At 62.3% G+C, this 18,808-nt stretch carries 16 protein-coding genes; 11 read left to right on the top strand and 5 right to left on the bottom strand.

The window, feature by feature from the left end:
* Positions 1–49 precede the first annotated feature (49 nt).
* Together RTQ46_RS04855 and RTQ46_RS04850 are read left to right on the top strand one after the other, a co-directional pair.
* The gene (locus RTQ46_RS04855; protein ID WP_312434956.1) at positions 50–583 is read left to right on the top strand and encodes an EF-hand domain-containing protein; all 534 of its coding nucleotides are present in this window, start codon (positions 50–52) and stop codon (positions 581–583) included.
* Entirely contained in the window at positions 580–1,383 is an 804-nt protein-coding gene (locus tag RTQ46_RS04850) for a DUF4198 domain-containing protein (RefSeq protein WP_312434954.1), read from the top strand. Before RTQ46_RS04855 ends, RTQ46_RS04850 begins: the two co-directional genes overlap by 4 nt.
* A gap of 203 nt (positions 1,384–1,586) precedes the next feature.
* Here the strand turns inward: RTQ46_RS04850 and RTQ46_RS04845 are convergent, their stop codons facing one another.
* The 4 genes from RTQ46_RS04845 to RTQ46_RS04830 all read right to left on the bottom strand — a co-directional run bounded on the left by RTQ46_RS04845 (position 1,587) and on the right by RTQ46_RS04830 (position 7,129).
* On the bottom strand, positions 1,587–3,167 hold the full coding sequence (locus RTQ46_RS04845) for an isocitrate lyase (RefSeq protein WP_312434953.1): 1,581 nt from the start codon (positions 3,165–3,167) through the stop codon (positions 1,587–1,589).
* A gap of 292 nt (positions 3,168–3,459) precedes the next feature.
* A complete protein-coding gene (locus RTQ46_RS04840) occupies positions 3,460–5,016 on the bottom strand; it encodes a sensor domain-containing diguanylate cyclase (protein WP_312434951.1) in 1,557 nt (518 codons plus the stop codon).
* Between the two features lie 174 nt (positions 5,017–5,190).
* Complete coding sequence (locus RTQ46_RS04835; RefSeq protein ID WP_312434950.1) at positions 5,191–6,480, bottom strand: MFS transporter; 1,290 nt, start codon at positions 6,478–6,480, stop codon at positions 5,191–5,193.
* 133 nt (positions 6,481–6,613) lie between these two features.
* Complete coding sequence (locus tag RTQ46_RS04830; protein WP_312434948.1) at positions 6,614–7,129, bottom strand: hypothetical protein; 516 nt, start codon at positions 7,127–7,129, stop codon at positions 6,614–6,616.
* An 88-nt stretch (positions 7,130–7,217) separates the two neighbouring features.
* Here RTQ46_RS04830 and RTQ46_RS04825 point away from each other — a divergent pair, with 88 nt between their 5' ends.
* The 7 genes from RTQ46_RS04825 to RTQ46_RS04795 all read left to right on the top strand — a co-directional run bounded on the left by RTQ46_RS04825 (position 7,218) and on the right by RTQ46_RS04795 (position 13,506).
* The gene (locus RTQ46_RS04825; protein ID WP_312434947.1) at positions 7,218–7,667 is read left to right on the top strand and encodes a hypothetical protein; all 450 of its coding nucleotides are present in this window, start codon (positions 7,218–7,220) and stop codon (positions 7,665–7,667) included.
* Entirely contained in the window at positions 7,664–8,020 is a 357-nt protein-coding gene (locus RTQ46_RS04820; RefSeq protein WP_312434945.1) for a hypothetical protein, read from the top strand. Before RTQ46_RS04825 ends, RTQ46_RS04820 begins: the two co-directional genes overlap by 4 nt.
* Complete coding sequence (locus RTQ46_RS04815) at positions 8,017–8,439, top strand: hypothetical protein (RefSeq protein WP_312434944.1); 423 nt, start codon at positions 8,017–8,019, stop codon at positions 8,437–8,439. The genes RTQ46_RS04820 and RTQ46_RS04815 overlap by 4 nt, the downstream gene beginning before the upstream one ends.
* Positions 8,440–8,506: 67 nt before the next feature.
* Entirely contained in the window at positions 8,507–9,148 is a 642-nt protein-coding gene (locus RTQ46_RS04810; RefSeq protein WP_312434942.1) for a TetR/AcrR family transcriptional regulator, read from the top strand.
* A 110-nt stretch (positions 9,149–9,258) separates the two neighbouring features.
* Positions 9,259–10,077 carry an alpha/beta hydrolase gene (locus RTQ46_RS04805; protein WP_312434940.1) on the top strand — a complete coding sequence of 273 codons (819 nt, stop codon included), beginning with the start codon at positions 9,259–9,261 and terminating at the stop codon, positions 10,075–10,077.
* A 141-nt stretch (positions 10,078–10,218) separates the two neighbouring features.
* A complete protein-coding gene (locus RTQ46_RS04800; protein ID WP_312434939.1) occupies positions 10,219–12,417 on the top strand; it encodes a TonB-dependent receptor in 2,199 nt (732 codons plus the stop codon).
* A 99-nt stretch (positions 12,418–12,516) separates the two neighbouring features.
* The gene (locus RTQ46_RS04795; protein WP_312434938.1) at positions 12,517–13,506 is read left to right on the top strand and encodes a PHB depolymerase family esterase; all 990 of its coding nucleotides are present in this window, start codon (positions 12,517–12,519) and stop codon (positions 13,504–13,506) included.
* A 9-nt stretch (positions 13,507–13,515) separates the two neighbouring features.
* Here the strand turns inward: RTQ46_RS04795 and RTQ46_RS04790 are convergent, their stop codons facing one another.
* Positions 13,516–14,490 carry a nucleoside hydrolase gene (locus RTQ46_RS04790; RefSeq protein ID WP_312434936.1) on the bottom strand — a complete coding sequence of 325 codons (975 nt, stop codon included), beginning with the start codon at positions 14,488–14,490 and terminating at the stop codon, positions 13,516–13,518.
* A 225-nt stretch (positions 14,491–14,715) separates the two neighbouring features.
* On the opposite strand from RTQ46_RS04790, the gene RTQ46_RS04785 reads away from it, so the two are divergent.
* A complete protein-coding gene (locus RTQ46_RS04785; protein WP_312434935.1) occupies positions 14,716–15,912 on the top strand; it encodes a HAMP domain-containing sensor histidine kinase in 1,197 nt (398 codons plus the stop codon).
* A gap of 77 nt (positions 15,913–15,989) precedes the next feature.
* A complete protein-coding gene (locus tag RTQ46_RS04780) occupies positions 15,990–18,797 on the top strand; it encodes a type VI secretion system Vgr family protein (protein ID WP_312434934.1) in 2,808 nt (935 codons plus the stop codon).
* Positions 18,798–18,808 lie beyond the last annotated feature (11 nt).

Raw genomic sequence — 18,808 nt, 5'->3', positions numbered from 1 at the left:
GGCAGGGTGCACATTGGCGTTATCCACGTTTTATTTACAAGAGGTATCCATGCAATATCAACAAACCACACGCGGCGCGCGCGCCAGCCGTCTCGCCATGGCGGCCATGGTGGCGGCCATAATGGCTGCCTGTACCTCGGCGCCGCCGGCGACACAGCAATCGGCAACACAGCAGCCAACCGCGGATACAGGACCATCAACGCCCGCCGGCGGGCATGGCCTGTCGGCATTTATCGGCGGTTTCGACGCCAACCGCGACGGCGTGGTCACACGCCAGGAGTACGACGCGGTACGCACGCAGCGCTTCACGGCAGCCGATACCGATCATGATGGCGTGCTCAGTGAAGATGAGTATGTGGCCGAATTCGCAGCACGCCTGCAGCAGCAGTATGCCGGCCGTGCCCAGGACGACAAGTACGCCGGCTCGATCAGGCAGGCCCATGTGCGCTTCAAGATTCTCGATACCGACCATGACGGCAAGCTGACGCTGGCGGAAGAAAACGCGATTGCCGGGAAAACCTTCCAGCGCACCGATACCAATGGCGACGGCAAGATCGATCAGGCTGATGGGGAGAAGAAATGATGCAACCATTCCTGCTGCGCGCGCTCATCGCCGCATCGTCCCTGGTCATGCTGGCGGCACGCGCCCATACACCTTACTTGTTGCCGAGCAGCTTCGACGTGCAGCCCAAGGAGACGATCGGGGTCGATGCGGGTTTCACCGAGAAATTCTTTGTCCCCGCCGTGGCGTTTGGCGAGACGGCATTTTCGATCGTCACGCCGCAAGGTGCGCGCATGGCCTTTGGCGACATCCGCCAGTTCAAGCAGCGTACGGTGGCCGAACAGGCACTGCCAGACGAGAAAGGCACGTATCGCCTCAGCACCGGCCCCCGGCTGGGCGCCGTGTTTCGCACCTGGGAGCACAACGGCAAGACCGAGTCCGCACGCGATCCGCAGCAGGTCATGCCGGCAGACGCCAAGTTGCTGAGCCACTATCAGTCGCTGTCTGTTGCCGAGGCGTATGTCACTGCCGGCAAGCCATCGACGAAGGCGCTGGCCCCGCTCGGCAAGGGCCTGGAAATTGTCGCCATCACGCATCCGAGCGATCTGTACGTCAACGAGAAATTCGAGTTCGTGGTGCAATACGACGGCAAGCCCTTGCCGAACCAGAAGGTCAGTGTTTATCGTTCGCCGATGGATCTGGCCAGCCAGAGTACGGTGCAGCATCTGACCACCGATGCCGACGGAAAAGTCGCTTTGCCGTTGACGAAATCCGGACTGTATCTCGCCCTGGTGCGTTTTCAATCACCGGCGCCGGCCGGCGCCGCCGCGCCGATGTACGGCAACAATTACACCTTGACGTTCCACGTACTGGATCAGTGACTTCATCGATGTTTTCGGATTACGCGCTTGCGCTGATCCGACCTACGATCGCATATGTTCAGGCGGCGTGGTTCGTAGGTCGGATTAGCGGCGGAACGCCGCGTAATCCGACAACACCACCAACACCAGCGATGTTGCGGATTGCGGCGACCATAAAAAAGCTCGCCGAGGCGAGCTTTTCCCTTTCAAACCAATCCTAACAATCAGAACTGATTCATGGTGTTGTCCTTGCCGGCCGCCTTCAGCGCCGCTTCGCCGCTGAAGTAATCCTTGTGATCATCGCCGATGTCTGAACCCGACATGTTCTGGTGCTTGACGCAGGCGATGCCCTGGCGGATCTCCTTGCGCTGCACGCCGGCCACGTAGCCCAGCATGCCCTGGTCGCCGAAGTATTCCTTGGCCAGATTGTCGGTCGACAGCGCAGCCGTATGGTAAGTCGGCAGCGTGATCAGGTGGTGGAAAATGCCGGCTTCGCGGGCGGCGTCGGCCTGGAAGGTGCGGATTTTTTCGTCTGCCGTGGCAGCCAGTTCGGTCTCGTCGTATTCCACGCTCATCAGCTGGCCGCGCTCGTAGGCGGACACGTCCTTGCCATCGGCTTTCATCGCGTCGTAGACCTGCTGGCGGAAGTTCAGGGTCCAGTTGAACGATGGGCTGTTGTTGTACACCAGTTTGGCGTTCGGGATGACCTTGCGGATTTCGCTGACCATGCCGCCGATTTGCGAGATATGCGGTTTTTCGGTTTCGATCCACAGCAGGTCGGCGCCGTTTTGCAGCGAGGTGATGCAATCCAATACGCAGCGCTCTTCGCCGGTGCCGGCGCGGAACTGGAACAGGTTGCTTGGCAGGCGTTTCGGACGCAGCAGCTTGCCTTCGCGCTTGATGATCACGTCGCCATTGCCCAGCGCGTCGGCCGACACTTCTTCGCAGTCGAGGAAGGAATTATATTGGTCGCCCAGGTCGCCAGGGGTGGCGGTGACGGCGATCTGCTTGGTCAGGCCGGCGCCCAGCGAGTCGGTGCGGGCGACGATGATGCCGTCGTCCACGCCCAGTTCCAGGAAGGCGTAGCGGATGGCGCGGATCTTGGCCAGGAAGTCTTCGTGCGGCACCGTCACTTTACCGTCCTGGTGACCGCATTGTTTTTCGTCCGACACCTGGTTTTCGATCTGGATGCAGCAGGCTCCCGCTTCGATGAACTGCTTGGCCAGCAGGTAGGTCGCTTCGGCATTGCCGAAACCGGCGTCGATGTCGGCGATGATGGGCACCACGTGGGTGACGTGGCCGTCGATCTTGGCCTGGATAGCTTGCTTGGCGTCACCTTCGGCGGCGTCGAGCTGGCGGAACAGGCCGCCCAGTTCACGCGCATCGGCCTGGCGCAGGAAGGTGTACAGCTCCTTGATCAGGGCCGAGACAGCGGTTTTTTCGTGCATCGACTGGTCCGGCAGGGGACCGAATTCCGAGCGCAGCGCAGCGACCATCCAGCCGGACAGGTAGAGGTAGCGGCGGTCGGTGCTGTTGAAGTGCTTCTTGATCGAGATCATCTTCTGCTGGCCGATAAAGCCGTGCCAGCAGCCCAGCGACTGCGTGTATTTCGACGGGTCGGCGTCGTAGGCGGCCATGTCGGCGCGCATGATTTTCGCCGTGTACTTGGCGATGTCGAGGCCCGTCTTGAACTTGTTCTGGGCGCGCATGCGGGCGGCTGACTCGGGATTGATGGCGTTCCAGGCGCTGCCTTGTTGCTCTTTCAAACCTGCAACTGCCTTGATGTCGTCTTGGTATTGGGACATGTGAATCTCCTGAAAAAAAGCGATGGAAATAGAAAGTTGTCGTGTCTGCCGCTACGCTGGTAAAAGCAAACTGCATGACTAAATAGTAGGCCATTTTCAGGTGTTGCATCAAGTCTTATATAAGACATATAACTTAAATTTAATCGTTAAATTTCAATGACTTGAGTTTTGAATTTTGGGATGTGGGATGAATTTTCAATCCGTGGTACGGATGAGTCAAGGACGGCCGGGCGGCCATTTCATGATGTGAAACGGCTTTTCAGCTTTTGATGCAAGTGCACATTTTCAACGCTCACGCAGGCTGGTTTTGCCACGCCGTCACGCGGTTGCGCCCGGCGTTTTTCGATTGATACAGTGCAGCATCGGCCTGGTGCATCAGTTCCAGCTTGCCGATGCCGGCATGCTCGCCCGGAACGGCCGTGGCCACGCCGATGCTGGCGCTGACGTGCTGTTCGACACCGTCTGCATGCGGCAGGGCCAGCGCCACGATGGCTTCGCGGATCGCCTCGGCGACGACCTGGGCGCCGGCCATGTCGGTATTGGGCAGGATCACGGCAAATTCTTCGCCGCCATAGCGCGCCACCGTATCGGCCGAGCGCACGGCGTTGCCGGCGATGGCGCCGGCAACCGCCTGCAGGCAGGCGTCGCCGGCCACGTGGCCGTAGCGATCGTTGAACTTCTTGAAAAAATCCACATCCAACATCAACAGCGACACGGCCTGATGGCCGCGCCGGGCGCGTTTCAATTCGTAGTCGAGCACGTTGTCGAACGAGCGGCGGTTGGCCAGGCCTGTCAAACCGTCTTTCATGGCCATGGTTTGCAGGTCGGCATTGGCTTTTTCCAGTTCCTGGCTGGCGACGCGCAATTCTGTTTCCACGTGGTCGCGGATGGCAACCTGGCGTATCAGCTTGCGGAAAAACCAGGCCAGCGCGGCAAGCGCCCCCAGCGTGCCCGCGATGATCTGCGCGCTGAAGGTGCGCCATTGGGCAAAGATATCCTGCTTCGACAGGGCGGTGGCGACGATCACGGGAAAATCGTCGAGGCGGCGGTAGCTGTACAGGCGCTCGACGCCGTCGACGGTGGCCACCAGCATGCGGGTGCTGGCCGGGCCATGCTGGTAGTAACTGCGAAACATGGAGCCTCGCGACAGATCGGTGCCGATCAGTTTTTCCTGGAACGGGCGCCGGTAGATCAGGGTGCCGTTCTCGAGCGCAAAGAAGACCGTGCCCGAGGTGCCCAGGTCGAGGCTGTCATAGACGCGCTCGAAGGAATCGAGCCGCAGCGTGGCCAGCGCCACGCCGGCAAAGCTGCCGTCGCCGTGTTCCAGCCGGCGCGACACGGGAATGATCCAGTGGCCGGTCGAGCGGCTGCGGATCGGGGCGCTGATCAGTGTGCCCGTCTGCTTGTTATTGTGGTGATAGATAAAGTAATCGCGGTCCGAGTTATTGCCGATCTGTGGCGTGCCCAGCGAGGTGGCGTTCCAGATGCCGTCTTCGTCGTAGACAAACAGGCCGTGGACCTCGGGCACTTTGTGCGTCAGGTGGGCCAGGTAGCCATTCAGGCGCTGGCCGGCCGCGCCTGTCGTGCCTTCGCGCTGCGAGCGTTCGACGATATCGTCGAGCATCACATCGGCAATCTTGAAGGCGGTATTGGCTTGCGAAGCGAGCGTGCGCGCCATGTTTTCGGTCGCTACCTCGGCGTCGCGCAGGCGTATCGCATGCGACGACCAGACCAGCCAGGCGCAGGCGCCGGCAAGCGCCAGGCAGATCAGCAGCATCGCCAGGCTCATTGCGGCGATCAGCGGTCGTTTCTTGTCATGCAGTCCCTGCTGTCGCAAGTCTGTCATCATGTGCTTGGCTGCCTGCATGCGGGCACTCGGCGAGTGAATGGGGAGACAGGGCTGGCGCGTGGCTGGACGCCTTGCCTGGATCAGGAAAGGCCTGATGGGGATACGGTATCACAATCGCCCGCAGGCGACTGTGATTTTCTTTTACGACAACATTGCAACTTGATAGTGACGGGGTCAGTGCGCGGCGTGTGGCTGGTGTTTGACAAACAGCGCGGTCAGCATGCCGATTACGCACACCGCGATCACATAGTAGGCTGGCGCCAGCACGTTATTTTTCAGCAGCAAGGTCACGACCACGGGCGTCAGGCCGCCAAAAATCGCATACGACAGATTGTACGAAAATGACAGCCCCGAGAAGCGCACCTGGGCCGGGAACGATTTCACCAGCACGTACGGCACGGCGCCCACCACGCCCACGCACAGGCCGGTCATTGCATACAGCGGCAGCAGCAGGTCAGGGCGGCTGCCGATGGTGGTGTAGAAGAGATAGGTGGCGATCGCCAGCAGCAGCGAGCCGGCGAAAATTACGCGCTTGCCGCCCAGGCGGTCGGCCAGCATGCCGGCAATGATGCAGCCGAACGCCAGGCACAGCGTGGCCACCGTATTGGCCACCAGCGTGGTGCGCGGCGCGATATGGTGGATCTTTTGCAGCAGGGCCGGCGTCATCAGGATCACCACCACGATGCCGGCCGACAGCAGCCAGGTCAGCAGCATCGAGACGGCAACGGCACCGCGGTGGCTGCGCAGCACGGATTTCAAGGGCATTTCGGTGGCCAGGGTCTTGCGCTGCTGCATTTCCGCAAACACCGGCGTTTCATGCAGCCAGCGGCGCAGATACATGGCGCCAAAGCCGAATACGCCACCGAGCAGGAAAGGATAGCGCCAGGCGCCGTCGAGCACTTCGGCCGGCGTGTAGACGGTGTTCAGGCCGGTCGCCACCAGTGAGCCGAGCAGGATGCCGACCGTCAGGCCGGCCGTCAGGATGCCGCAGGCCAGGCCCGTGTAGCGGGCAGGCACATGTTCGGACACGAACACCCAGGCGCCCGGCACTTCGCCACCGACGGCCGCGCCTTGGAAGACGCGCATCAACAGCAGCAGCAACGGCGCCGCCAGGCCGATGGTGGCGTAGGTCGGCAGCAGGCCGATCAGCAGGGTCGGCACGGCCATCATCAGGATCGACAGGGTAAACATGCGCTTGCGGCCCAGCAGGTCGCCGAAGTGGGCCATCACGATGCCGCCCAGTGGACGCACCACGTAGCCGGCGGCAAAGATGCCGAAGGTTTGCAGCAGGCGCAGCCAGTCCGGCATTTCCGGCGGGAAGAACAGCTGGCCGATGGCGTTGGCGAAGAAGACAAAGATGATGAAATCGTAGAATTCCAGCGCGCCACCGAGGGCGGCCAGCGACAGCGTCTTGTAGTCTTGTTTGGTGAGCGGGCGTGCGGAAGCGATATCAGAGGAGGCCATGTGTCTCTTTTATGTGTTTTATGGGGAAAACTGCTGCTTACAGCATACGCAATTCCATGCGTTGAGTAAACGTTATGACCAGCTTGCTACCGCCGGTGTCTCGCGCACGCATCGCACGCTGCGCGCCGGCCGGCTAAGCTTGCCGGTACACCCCGCTCCAGCCCAGCCGCTCTTCCAGCCAGTCGTCCACTTCCGAGCTGTCCATATGCATCAGCACGGTGCCCCGCTTCAGGTCACCCTTGGCCAGCGCCAGCACGGTCAGCACAGCGTTCAGCAGCTCGGGTTCGCACTCGCCCTGCAGATCGCGCGCGGCGATTGCCGGCAACTGCGCCCAGGCTGCGTGGTAGCTGTCGGCCAGCCAGCCTGGCACGGGTGGATTGTGCCGGCGATGGCGTTCGATCTCGATCAGGGCAATCAGGGCATAAAAATCGACGCCGCGCTCTGCTGCGCCGCCGCAGATGGAGACCAGCTGCGGCACGGCCGCATACGAGGCGGCGCCCACATCGCCCTGGTGATGCAGTTCCTCCCACAGTTCATGCCATATATCATCGCCGGCGCGCAGGGCCTTGAGCGGCGCGGAGGCGTCATACGGCTGGCGGTAGCCGCCTTCGAGGGTGGACCAGAGGGGATCGTCGAGGGACAGCGGCATGGGTTTCCTTGGTTGAACTGCGCTCGCGTGCGCAAAGGCAGACTATACAATCACTGTGCAATGCGCGAGCTCAATAGAAAGGGAGAAGATGCTGTCTGAAAAACTGGTCGATTTTTTCAAGCAACAAGGCTGGTGGTATGACGACGCCAGCAGCGTCTATGCACAGGCGCTGCAGCAGCTGGGCGTGGACCTGGACAGCGATTTCGCCCGCTTCCATCTGCATGTCGAAGACGGGCCGACGTTTATCCAGCGCGGCAGGGAGCTGTACCAGCTGGGCTGGTTCGTCAGCAACACCAACTACGATCTGGCCTTGCAACATGCACATGATACGCTGGGGCTGCCGCGCGACTATTTGCCGCTGGACAGTTTCGAGGGCGAAAGCGGCTATTTTTACAACCGCAGCACCGGCGAGGTACTGCGGGTGTCGCTGGGCGACGAACTGATGGATTTCAGGGAGGGCCGCCTGGCGCCGCAATGGCCGACCTTCAATGACTTCCTGGCGCATTATTTTCAGCTGGATGCATCGCCGTGCCCATGATGGCCACTGCCACTTTTGACGATGTCGTGCGCGCGCTGCGCGCCAGCCAGGGCATCCGCGACAAGGTGATGATCACCGGCGCCACCTTGCTGGAAGACGAGCTCGGCATTACCGGCGACGATGGCTGCGATCTGCTGGAAGACCTGGAGCAGGCCTTCGATATGTCGTTTTCTGACGCGGACGGTTCGCTGCGCGAAGCCTTCGGCCTGGCTGACGATCAGTTCCTGTTCCATGGCGAAGGCTGGAATTTGCTGGCGCTGTTTCGCAAGGAAAACGTCAAGCCGCTGAGCGTGGGCGAGTTGCACCGCGTAATCGTGGCACGGCAACTCCTGTGCGGCGCAGGTGTCGCATGAGCTGGAGGTCTCCGCCACAACTGGTGGCGCTGGCCGCCATGTATGCCGAAGTGCAAGCTGATCCGCATGCCATCGATGACGCAGCCTTTCTTGATGCCGTCACCCGCGCCCACTGGCCCACCAATTGCTGGAGTTATGCGCAGGCATCGCTGGCCATCGTCAGCCATGCCTGCGTCCTGCGGCCGCGCCTGGCGCGCGAGTTAATTGCGCTGCCGGTGGCGGCCATGATGGCCGCTGGCCTGGACAGCGGTGCTGCCATCATCGAATACGGCAAGGCTTGCGTCGTCATGGAGCAACCGTATGTCGACTTCACGCCGCAAGGGCGGCGCTGGATGCGGCAGCAATGGCCCACGCTGGGCGCGCTGGTCGACGAGGAGGTTGCGCGGCAGTGGCTGGAGCTGATGGACGACGACAGCTGACGCTGCAGCAGCTACAATACCGTTATCATCTTTAACGGAATATCTATTCCACTTCCTGGACGCATTGATGCCTGAACTCGCCCCCATCGCCTTTCCGCAAATGATCGTGCCACCGGAACCCATGCAGGAGCGCAGCAGGCAGGCCTTCGAGCGCCTGCTGCAGGTGGGCGAGCAATTGCTGGCCGAGAACCGTTTCGACGAAATCGGCGTGGCCGATCTGGCCAAGCTGGCGGAAACCTCGGTCGGCACCTTTTATCGCTTGCTGAAAGACAAGGACACCCTGAGCCGCCTGCTGCTGCAGCGTTTTTTTTCCGACATGGTGGCGCAGGTCGAGGCGCTGACGGAACTACACCAGTGGCGCGAGCGCAGCCTGGAAGAGTTCATTCGCGCCATGGTGGCGATGTTTGTGACGGTCAACCACGGCCGGCGCGGCGTGCTGCGCGCGCTGATCACGCGTTCGTCGCAGGATGCGCAGTTCCGCGACCGCGTGCACCAGATCAACCATCTGATTTCGCAGCGCACGGTGGCCGTGCTGGCCAGCAAATCGGCCAGCATCGGCCATCCGGACCCGACCCAGGCGATGATGGTGGTGCCACCGGTATTGCTCGGGATATTGAACCAGCATACGCTGACGGGCTCGCTGTCGTTTTTGTCGGCGGCCGCGCTGGAAGACGAGCTGGTGCGTGTTGCGCTCAATTATCTGCGTTAAATATATTTTCTGAATTAACTTGAAATCGGAATTCGGATTCCGTATTATGTTTTCCAAGGATAAGCAAATGACTTGTCCACGAACACACAGCATGTTCACCGGAGACAGCAATGCGGCGCCATACGACATCCGATGTCAGTTTGCATTATCTCGATTTCCATGCCGGACCGGGGCAGGGCGATCCGGTGTTCCTGCTGCATGGCCTCGGTTCCTGCAGCGAGGACTGGCGCCCGCAGATCGATGCGCTGGCCGGCGCACACCGCCTGATCGTGCCCGACCTGCGCGGCCACGGCATCAGCCCCGCGCCCGAAGGCGCGTGGCGCATCGGCGACTTCGCCAACGATCTCTTCAACCTGATGGATCAGCTGGACCTGCCGCGCGCCCACGTGGTCGGCTTTTCGCTGGGCGGCATGGTGGGCCTGGACATGGCCAACCGCGCGCCGCAGCGCATCGCCTCCTTGTGCCTGATCAACTCGCAGCCGTTCCAGGGCCGCAAACCCGCCACCTTGCTGTTTGCCTACTGGCTGCGCCGCACCGTGATTGCCACCTTCGGCCTGAAAGCGATGGGCAAGCTCATCGGCAGGAAACTGTTTCCCGAGCCAGCCCAGCAGGAGCTGGTCGAGCGCTTTGCCGCGCAGATGGCCGGCATGTCGAAACGCGCCTACCTGGCCGCTCTGGACGCCATCTTTCACTGGGATATCAACGTTCAATATGACGCGCTGGCCATGCCCGTCCTGATCATGGCGGCCGACCAGGATTACACGCCGGTGGCCAGCAAGCGCGCCTTTGCCGCACCATTACCCGATTGCCGGTTCGAGCTCATCACGAACTCGCGCCATGCGACGCCCCTGGACCAGGCGCCGCGCGTCAATGCGTTGTTGCAGTCCTTTCTTGCAGTGCCTGCCTTAGCTTCAACATACTCAAAATAAACAGGCCGTCTGCCGTAGTGGCAGGGGCATGGCGCCAGACGACGGGCAGAGCCGCTGCATGCGGCGGGCAGCACTGCGCCTGGGCAATCTGGCTCCACGTTCCTGTTCATGCCGCAAGCGAGCCTGACAACAGGAGACGTCATGAAACATGCTGTGAAATTGTTGCCCGTCGCGCTGGCCGCGGCCGGCGTTGTCAGTCTTGCCCTGCCGGCCCATGCGCAGGAAACCACGCCGGCCACGGCGGATGAGCAGGAGGCCAGGGAGCGGATGGAAACCGTCACCGTCTCGGCGCGCCGCCGCGACGAGCGATTGCAGGACGTGCCGCTGGCCGTCACCGCGTTTTCCGCCAGGGCACTGGAGCGGGCCAATATCCAGAGCCTGGCCGATTTGCAGGAGCGGGTGCCCAATCTCACCGTGTATGCCTCGCGCGGCACCAATACGACGCTCACGGCCTTTATCCGTGGCGTCGGCCAGGCCGATCCCGTATGGGGTGTCGATCCCGGGGTCGGCATTTATTTCGACGACGTGTACATGGCGCGTCCACAAGGCGCCTTGCTCGATGTGTTCGACGTGCAGCGCATCGAGGTGCTGCGTGGCCCGCAAGGCACCTTGTACGGCAAGAACACCATCGGCGGCGCCATCAAGTACATCTCGCGCCCGCTGGCAAAGGAAAACGGTGCCTCGGCAGAGGTGGGTTTCGGCAACTACCAGCAGCGCAACCTCAAGGGCGCCTTCAACCTGGCCAGCGAGAACGGCGTCTGGCGCGCGCGCCTGGCGGCGGCCAAGCTGGACCGTGACGGCTTCGGCCGCAACACCTATAACGGCGAACAGGTGAGCGACCAGGACAGTACGGCGGCGCGCCTGTCGGTCGGCTATTTTCCGCTGGATGTTCCGTTGAGCATCGTGCTGAGCCTGGACGCCACCGACGACAAATCGGGCGTGCGCGGCTTCCAGCGCATGGGCGTCAGCGCCTTCGATCCGCTGCGCCGCCCGCCGTCCACCGATGCCTACGATATCGAGAGCAGCATGCCGGGCAATAATTTTACGCACAACCGCGGCGGCTCGCTGGTGGCCAACTATGCGCTGTCGAACGACTGGTCGGTGAAACTGATCGGCGCGAAACGGCGCAGCAATTCCGAACAGACCATCGACTTCGACGGCTTGCCGCTGCCGATCGCCGACGTGTTCGGCGACTCGCGCGACGAGCAGAAGAGCCTCGAACTGCAGGCGTCGTACAGCGGCGATCATGGCTCGGGCGTGATCGGCCTGTACCGCTTCGAAGGCACGGCCGGCGGCGGCATCTACAACAACTTCCTGGGCCGCCAGTTCACCTCGGCCGTCAGCACGGTCGAGACCGACAGTACGGCGCTCTACACCGACTGGACCTGGCCGCTGGGCACCTTGTGGAGCGTCAACGCAGGCCTGCGCCATACGCGCGAGACCAAGCGCGCCATCGTGCTCAACCAGGTGTTTGCCGACGCCGCTTTTACGCGGCCCGTGCAGAACGCCGCCGACTTCGACAAGTCGCTGTCGGTCAGCAATACCTCGCCCAAGTTGTCGCTGCGCTACCAGGCCTCCAGCACCACGAATCTGTATGGCAACGTCTCGCGCGGTTTCAAGTCGGGCGGCTACAACGTACGCGCCAACAACCTGGTGGTGGCCGACTCGGCGCGGCCTTACCGCGATGAAACGCTCGATGCGCTGGAAGTGGGCATGAAGTACGCTGCGCCCGACGATACGCTGGACGTCAACCTGGCGCTGTTCCACAACCGCTACAAGGACATTCAATTGTCGGTGTTTACCAGCTACACGCAGCCGGGCGGCTTGCCCGGCTTCTACGGCGACTTCACGAATGCCGGCAAGGCCACCGTCAATGGCGCCGAGTTCGAGTTTTCGTGGCGGCCGAACCGGCAGTGGGAACTGAACGGTTTCCTGGCTTTTCTGGATGCCAGTTACAAGGAATTTATCAGCGGCGGCCGGGATATTGCCGACACGCAAAAGTTCAGCAATACCCCGCGCAAGCAGCTGGGCCTGAACGTCACCCGCACCGACCGCGACGTGCTGGGCGGCACCTTGCGTTCGATGATCGGCTATGGCTATCGCAGCAAGGTCTATCCGACCACCGACCTGAGCGAAACGCTGGCGCAGGGCGGCTACGGTTTGTGGACGGCCGGCGTGGTGTGGGAGGGCGCGAAAAACTGGACCTTCAGCCTGCATGGCAGCAACCTGGGCAACGCGCGTTACCGCACCGATGGCTACAACATTCCCGCCGTGTATATCCTCGATGGTTTCTATGGACCACCGCGCCAGGTCATTGCCAAGGCGGCTTATAAATTTTAGTCACCATTAACGTCCGCTTTAACCCCAAAGCAAACCCCGGCATTTCAGCCGTTGGGGTCAGAGATCATAAGCAGCAGTAATCACTCAAAGGAGACTGGCATGCTGTATCACTACCTGCGTCACTGCTTTACAGTTTTGATCGCCGCCTGTGGCCTGCTGGCGGCGATGCCGGCCTGGGCCGGGCAATGGGACTTCGGCCTTTATGCGAGCCTGTGGGGTTCGCGTGAATATCAGGTCTGGCTGCCCAGCAACTACAACCCGAACACACCCTTGCCGGTGGTGCTGATGCTGCATGGCTGCGGCTCCGAGCCGAACAGCATGGCCGCCGTCAGCCGCTATAACGCGCTGGCCGACAGCGAGAACTTTATCGTCGTCTATCCGCGCCAGAACACCACGGCCAACCCCATGCGCTGCTGGAATTTCATGCTGCCGCTGAACCAGGAACGGGGCACGGGCGAGCCGGCCGTGCTGATGGGCATCCTCAACAAGGTGAAGAACAAGTATGCGGTCGATGCGCGGCGCATCTATGTGACGGGCATCTCGGCCGGCGGCGCCATGGCCTCCATCATGGCCGCCTGCTATTCCGATGTGTTTGCAGCCGTGATGGTGCATTCGGGCGGCATGTACAAGGGTGCGACCGGCCTGGCGACGGCGGCCGATTCGCTGTTCAACGGCAGCAGTTTCGATCCGAAAGTGCGCGGCAAAGATGCCTGGCAATGCTCGGGTTCGCCGCGCCGCCTGATGCCGACGATGGTATTCCACGGCACGGCCGATATCGTGGTCAACCCCGTCAACGGCGAGCAGACCATCGAGCAGTTCCTGCAGACCAATGACTACGGCGACGATGGGCTGGACAACGACAGCGTGCGCTACCGTGCCGACAGCATCGTGCGCCAGACGGTGCCGTATGGGCGCAGCTATACCATCGACACTTACCTGGCGCATGGCGCCGTGATCGCGCAGAAATACACGGTCGAAGGCATGAACCACGCCTGGAGCGGCGGTCCACCGGGCTGGCCGTTCAGCGATGAACTGGGGCCGGACGCCACCACCATCAGCTGGAATTTTTTCAGGCAGTACCAGCGCTGAGGCAGCTTTTTACTTCAGCAGCCGCTGCATCAGGATCTCGAAAAAGCGCGGCTGGTTCGATGCCAGGCACACCTGGGCGTTGGGCTGGCCTGCCGCTTCGCGCGTATAACCGTCGCTGGTCACGGCGATGCGCAGCGGCACCGTCGGGCAACTGGCCGGATCGATCAGCCAGGTCACCGGCACCACGTCGAACAGCGACGGCATATTGCTCGACCATGGCTGGTAGCTGTCGATCCACTGGTGATACAGCAGGGTGACGGCATCCGTCAGCGGCGAACCATGGCCGAAAATGGCGTTGCGTTCGACTTCGTCGAGGCGGATCTGGGTCGAATCGAGCGGCATCATGACGATCGGCACGCTTGATGTGAACAGCGCCTGCGCGCCGGCGATATCGGACACGATGTTGTATTCCTTGTCGGCCGGGCGCGTCGGCACATACTGCGACTTGCGGTAGCCGGCGCGCACCGAGCCGCCCATCATCACCACCTGTTTCAGCTTGCCGAACGCGGCTGCATCGCGCGCGATGGCCGCGCCGATATTCGTCAGCGGACCCAGCGCCAGCAGCGTCACCTGGCCCGGCTGGCGCGCCGCCTCGCGCAGGATAAACTCGACCGCATCATGCGGCGCCGTGGCTGGCGCCTGGCCCCGCGCGGCATAGCGCGCCTGGGTAAACGGCGTCGGATTCGCGGTGGCGATACCTTGTGCCACCGCAATGCCGGCATGGCCCGTTTCCCGCAGCATGCGTTCGAGCAGGCGGCCGCGCAGAGCCGTGTCGCCCCACGCCGTGGTGATGCCGACAATCTCGATATCGGGACTTTGCAGCAGCAGTGCCAGCGCAAACGCGTCGTCGATATCGTCGCCGATATCCATGTCGACGATCACTTTGTGCATCGGTGCGGCGCTGGCGTGGCCGGGCAACGACAGGCTGGCCAGCAAAATCGGCAACAGGGCCGCGCGGCGTAACAGGGAGAGGCAGAAAGACATGGCAAACCTGACGGTAGTGGACGGAAAGGAAGCAGCGGGCGATTTTAGCAGCCAGCGCTGCGGCAATGCTGGCATAACATTATTGTTATGGTATTTGCAATCCGTGCATTGCTCGCGTTTCAACCGGGAATAGCCCATAATCGGACTAGCGCCGGGTTACCGGCCAGCCGCAGAATGGCACAATTTTAATGGACAGCAGCGCAATCAGGGATGGGGCGGCACGGAATGGAAGAGTCAAAAGCGAGCGATGTTGCATTGGTGCAATCGATTGCCGCCGTACCAACGATCATGCGCGTGATTGCCGAAAGCACGGGCCTGCGCTTCGTCTGCGTGGCACGGGTAACGGAAGATTCCTGGACCACCTGCGCCGTGCTCGACGGCCTGGGCTATAACCTGGTGCCTGGCAGCGAGCTGGTGCTGTCGAGCACCTTGTGCGACGCCGTGCGCACGCGGCAGACGCCGATCATTATCGACAGCGTGGCCGCCAGCGATCTGTACCGGGACCATCCGACGCCGAAACAATATGGCTTCGACAGCTATTTTTCCGTGCCGCTGTACTGGCAGGACGGGAAATTCTTCGGCACCCTGTGCGGCCTCGATCCGGAACCGCACAGCCTGACGACGCAAAAAGTGCGCGACTCGCTGCAACTGTACGCGGAGCTCATTTCGCTGCAGCTGGAAACGGGCAAGCGCATGATGGCCACCGAAGGCGCCTTGCTGGCCGAGCGCGAGACGGCGGAACTGCGCGAGCAATTCATCGCCGTGCTGGGCCATGACCTGCGCACGCCACTCGCTTCGATTGTCAATGGCGCCGAGCTGATCAAGCTGATGGCGCCCGGCGACAAGGCCAGCAAAGTCGCGCAGCGCATCGCCCGCAGCGGCCACCGCATCGGCAGTCTGGTTGACGACCTGATGGACTTCGCCCGTGGCCGCCTGGGCGGCGGTATTCCGCTGACGATGGTCACCACCAGCGAGCTGGGTGCGCAATTGCGCCACGCCGTGGCGGAACTGGAAAGCAGCCATCCGGGCCGCGTCATCCGCAGCAACATCGAACTGGACTGCCAGCTGGTCTGCGATCCGCGGCGCCTGACGCAGCTGCTGTCGAATCTGCTGCTCAATGCGCTGACACACGGCGACGCGCAATATCCCATTCATGTGAGCGGCGAATGCCGCGACGGCCAACTGCTGCTGGCCGTGGCCAACCAGGGCGAGCCGATCGCGCCCGCCACCCTGGAACGCCTGTTCCACCCGTTCTGGCGCGGCAACCACAGCAATCCCGGCGCCGCCGGTCTGGGCCTGGGCCTGTACATCGCTTCCCAGATCGCGCGCTCGCACAATGGCGAATTGCATGTCAGCTCGACAGCAGAGGGCACCGTGTTCAGTTTTCGCATGAGCGTGATGGAAGACCCCACCTCAAGGTAAGTTGCTGAAACTCAAGTATTGCCTGTATCTCCCATGGCATTGTCGATGCTCCATATCGATATGTGCGGGAGGCGGCAATGGATGGCAGCGACGACGTTTTTCTTGAACCAGCCAGCCTGCTGGGCAGCAACCGCCCGCTGCGCTTGCGCCTGGGCGCTTCGCCACGTATTCCGACAGACAGCCTGATACCGCAAACCGTGTTTGGCGATGAAGCCATCTGCGGCGGCATCGAGTACCGCGTGCTGTGCGTGTCTCCCCATGCAGGGTTGCCGCTGGCCAGCCTGATCGCCTTGCCGGCCGCGCTCGATATTGTGACCGACCAGGGCCAGCTGCGCAGTGTGTGCGGCATCGTCACGCAGGCCAGCGCGGGCGACAGCGATGGTGCGCTGGCCAGCTATCAGCTGGTGTTCGCCGACGTGTTTGCCGTGATGGAAAAGCGTGTCAATACCCGCGTGTTCCGGCGCCTGAGCGACATCGATATCGTCAAACTCCTGCTCGACGAATGGATACGCAGCAACAGCGTGCTGGCCCATGCATTCCAGTATGCGTATGCGGATTTTTTTGAAGTGGAAGCCTATCCGCAGCGCGAGTTCGTAATGCAGCACAACGAGTCCGATGCGGCGTTTGTGCGCCGGCTGCTGGCGCGCAGCGGCGTGGGATGGTTTTTTCGCGCGGGTGATGGCGGCCCGGCCCGGGCGCAGGCCGAGCCATCGCATACGCTGGTGCTGTTCAATCACGCCGACGGCTTGCGGCGCAATATGGCCGGCAGCGTGCGCTACCACGCTGATCGCGCCACCGAACAGCGCGACTGCCTGGTCTCCTGGAACGAGGTACGCACCTTGCAAGCGGGCAAGGTGACGCGCCATAGCTGGAACCATGTGCATCCACGCGCGCGCCAGTTCATGTCCGCCGATATCATTACACAACGCAATCAAGGCATGCATGGCAATGCACTCGCAGCCAGCCTCGACGATTATCTGGTGCTGCCGCCGTGCGCCGGCACGGACCATGAAGCGCTATGTTACTTGGGCATGCTGGCGATGCAGCGTCACGATTATGACAGCCATTGCTTTCATGCCGAAGGCGGCGTGCGCGATCTGTGCGCGGGCGAATACTTCAGCCTGGCGGGGCATCCCGATATCGACCGCCTGCCTTCAGGCGAACGCGACTTTGTGGTGACTTCCTTGCAGGTGGCGGCGCAGAACAACCTGCCGAAAGAACTGGCCGCGCGGGTGGCGCGCCTGTTCGGCCGCAACCGCTGGCTGACGGACAACGACACGCTGCTGCAACGCGATTTTGGCGCCGTGGTCGACCGCGGTCCCTTGCGCATGCATATCGAACTGACGGCAGTACGGCGCGGCATTCCCATCCTGCCCAGCTACGATCCCCGTACCGACCTGCCGCCATTGCCCATGCAAAGCGCGCTGGTGGTGGGACCGGCCAATGAGGAGGTGCATTGCGATGCGCATGGCCGCGTCAAGGTGCGCTTTCCCGCCACGCGCTGTGTCGATCATCAGCATGCCGGCGGCGCCGGCGCCAACGATACCGATGCCGATTCCGCCTGGGTGCGGGTGGCGTCGAGCTGGGCCGGCAATGGGCCGGGCAGCGGCCGGCAGTGCGGTTTTCTCGGCTTGCCGCGCATCGGCAGCGAGGTACTGGTGGCGTTTCCCGGCGGCGACCCGGACCAGCCCATCATTATCGGCCAGCTGTACAACCACAGCGCGCAGCCGGTGGCGCTGTCCGATGCGGGCGAGCTGCCCGGCAACCGCTATTTGTCCGGCATGAAAAGCCGTGAAATCAGGGGCGGTCGCGCCAACCGTTTGCGCTTCGATGACATGCCGGGCCAGATCAGCGCCCAGCTGGCCAGCGACCATGGCGCCTCGCAACTGAACCTGGGCTGGCTGGCGCAGGAGCGCAACGGCAGCCAGACCATCGCACGCGGCGAGGGCGCGGAACTGCGCACCGACGAGCAGCTGGCGCTGCGCGCCGGCAAAGGCATGCTGCTGTCGGCTTGGCAAAAGCTCGATGCACAAGGCGGCCAGATGGCGCGCAGCGAAACGCTGACGCTGATGGAAAACTGTTTGCAGCTGTTCCGTTCGCTGGGAAGGTATGCGGCCAGTCACGAAGGCGGCCAGCCTGAAGACCAGGCGCAGCAGGAGTTGCAGCAAGACCTGAAAAGCTGGGAAGGCGCCAGCAATACCGCGCCACGCGCCGAGCCAGGCGGCGCCCCGCTGATCGCCGTGACCGCACCGGCCTGCATCAGCTTTGCCAGCTCCAAAGCGATTATCAGCTACGCCGCCGGCAATATCGATAGCGTGGCGCAGCAGCACCTGCAGTGGGTGGCGGGGCAGCGCTGCAGCGTCAACGCGGGCAAGGGCATCTCGCTGTTTGCCCACGCGGACGGGCTGCGCGCCATCGCGCATCATGGCAAGTTGCTGCTGCAAAGCCAGCACGACGATACCGACATCAATGCCGGCAAAAACCTCAAGCTGACGGCCAGCGAAGGCAAGATTACAGCGATGGCCGACGAGATCGTGCTGATCTCCAAACATGGCGCGTTTATCCGCATTGGCGACGGCATCACGCTGGGCAGCGACGCGCCGCTCAAGTTCAATGCGCCCAGTTTTGCCTTCGGCGAAGCGCAAAGCATGGAGACGCAATTGCCGGGCTTTGCCGATGGCAGGGCCGACCAGCAGTTCATTTTTGAATACGAAGACAGCGATGATCCGGAACAACCTCAACTGGCGCCGCAGTCCGCGTTTGAAGTCAAGCTGGGCGACGGCTCGACGGCGCAAGGAAGCAGCGACGAGGCCGGCAAGAGCGCGCTGCTGGAGCGAGACGCCATGCATCTGGCCGGTATCGAAGTGTTCAACAACAAGGACTGAAGACAGCGGAG

The organism is Janthinobacterium sp. (assembly GCF_031995485.1).
Lineage (GTDB): Bacteria > Pseudomonadota > Gammaproteobacteria > Burkholderiales > Burkholderiaceae_D > Janthinobacterium.
The sequence above is the reverse complement of the archived record's forward strand: the minus strand, read 5'-3'. Positions and strand labels throughout refer to the sequence as shown.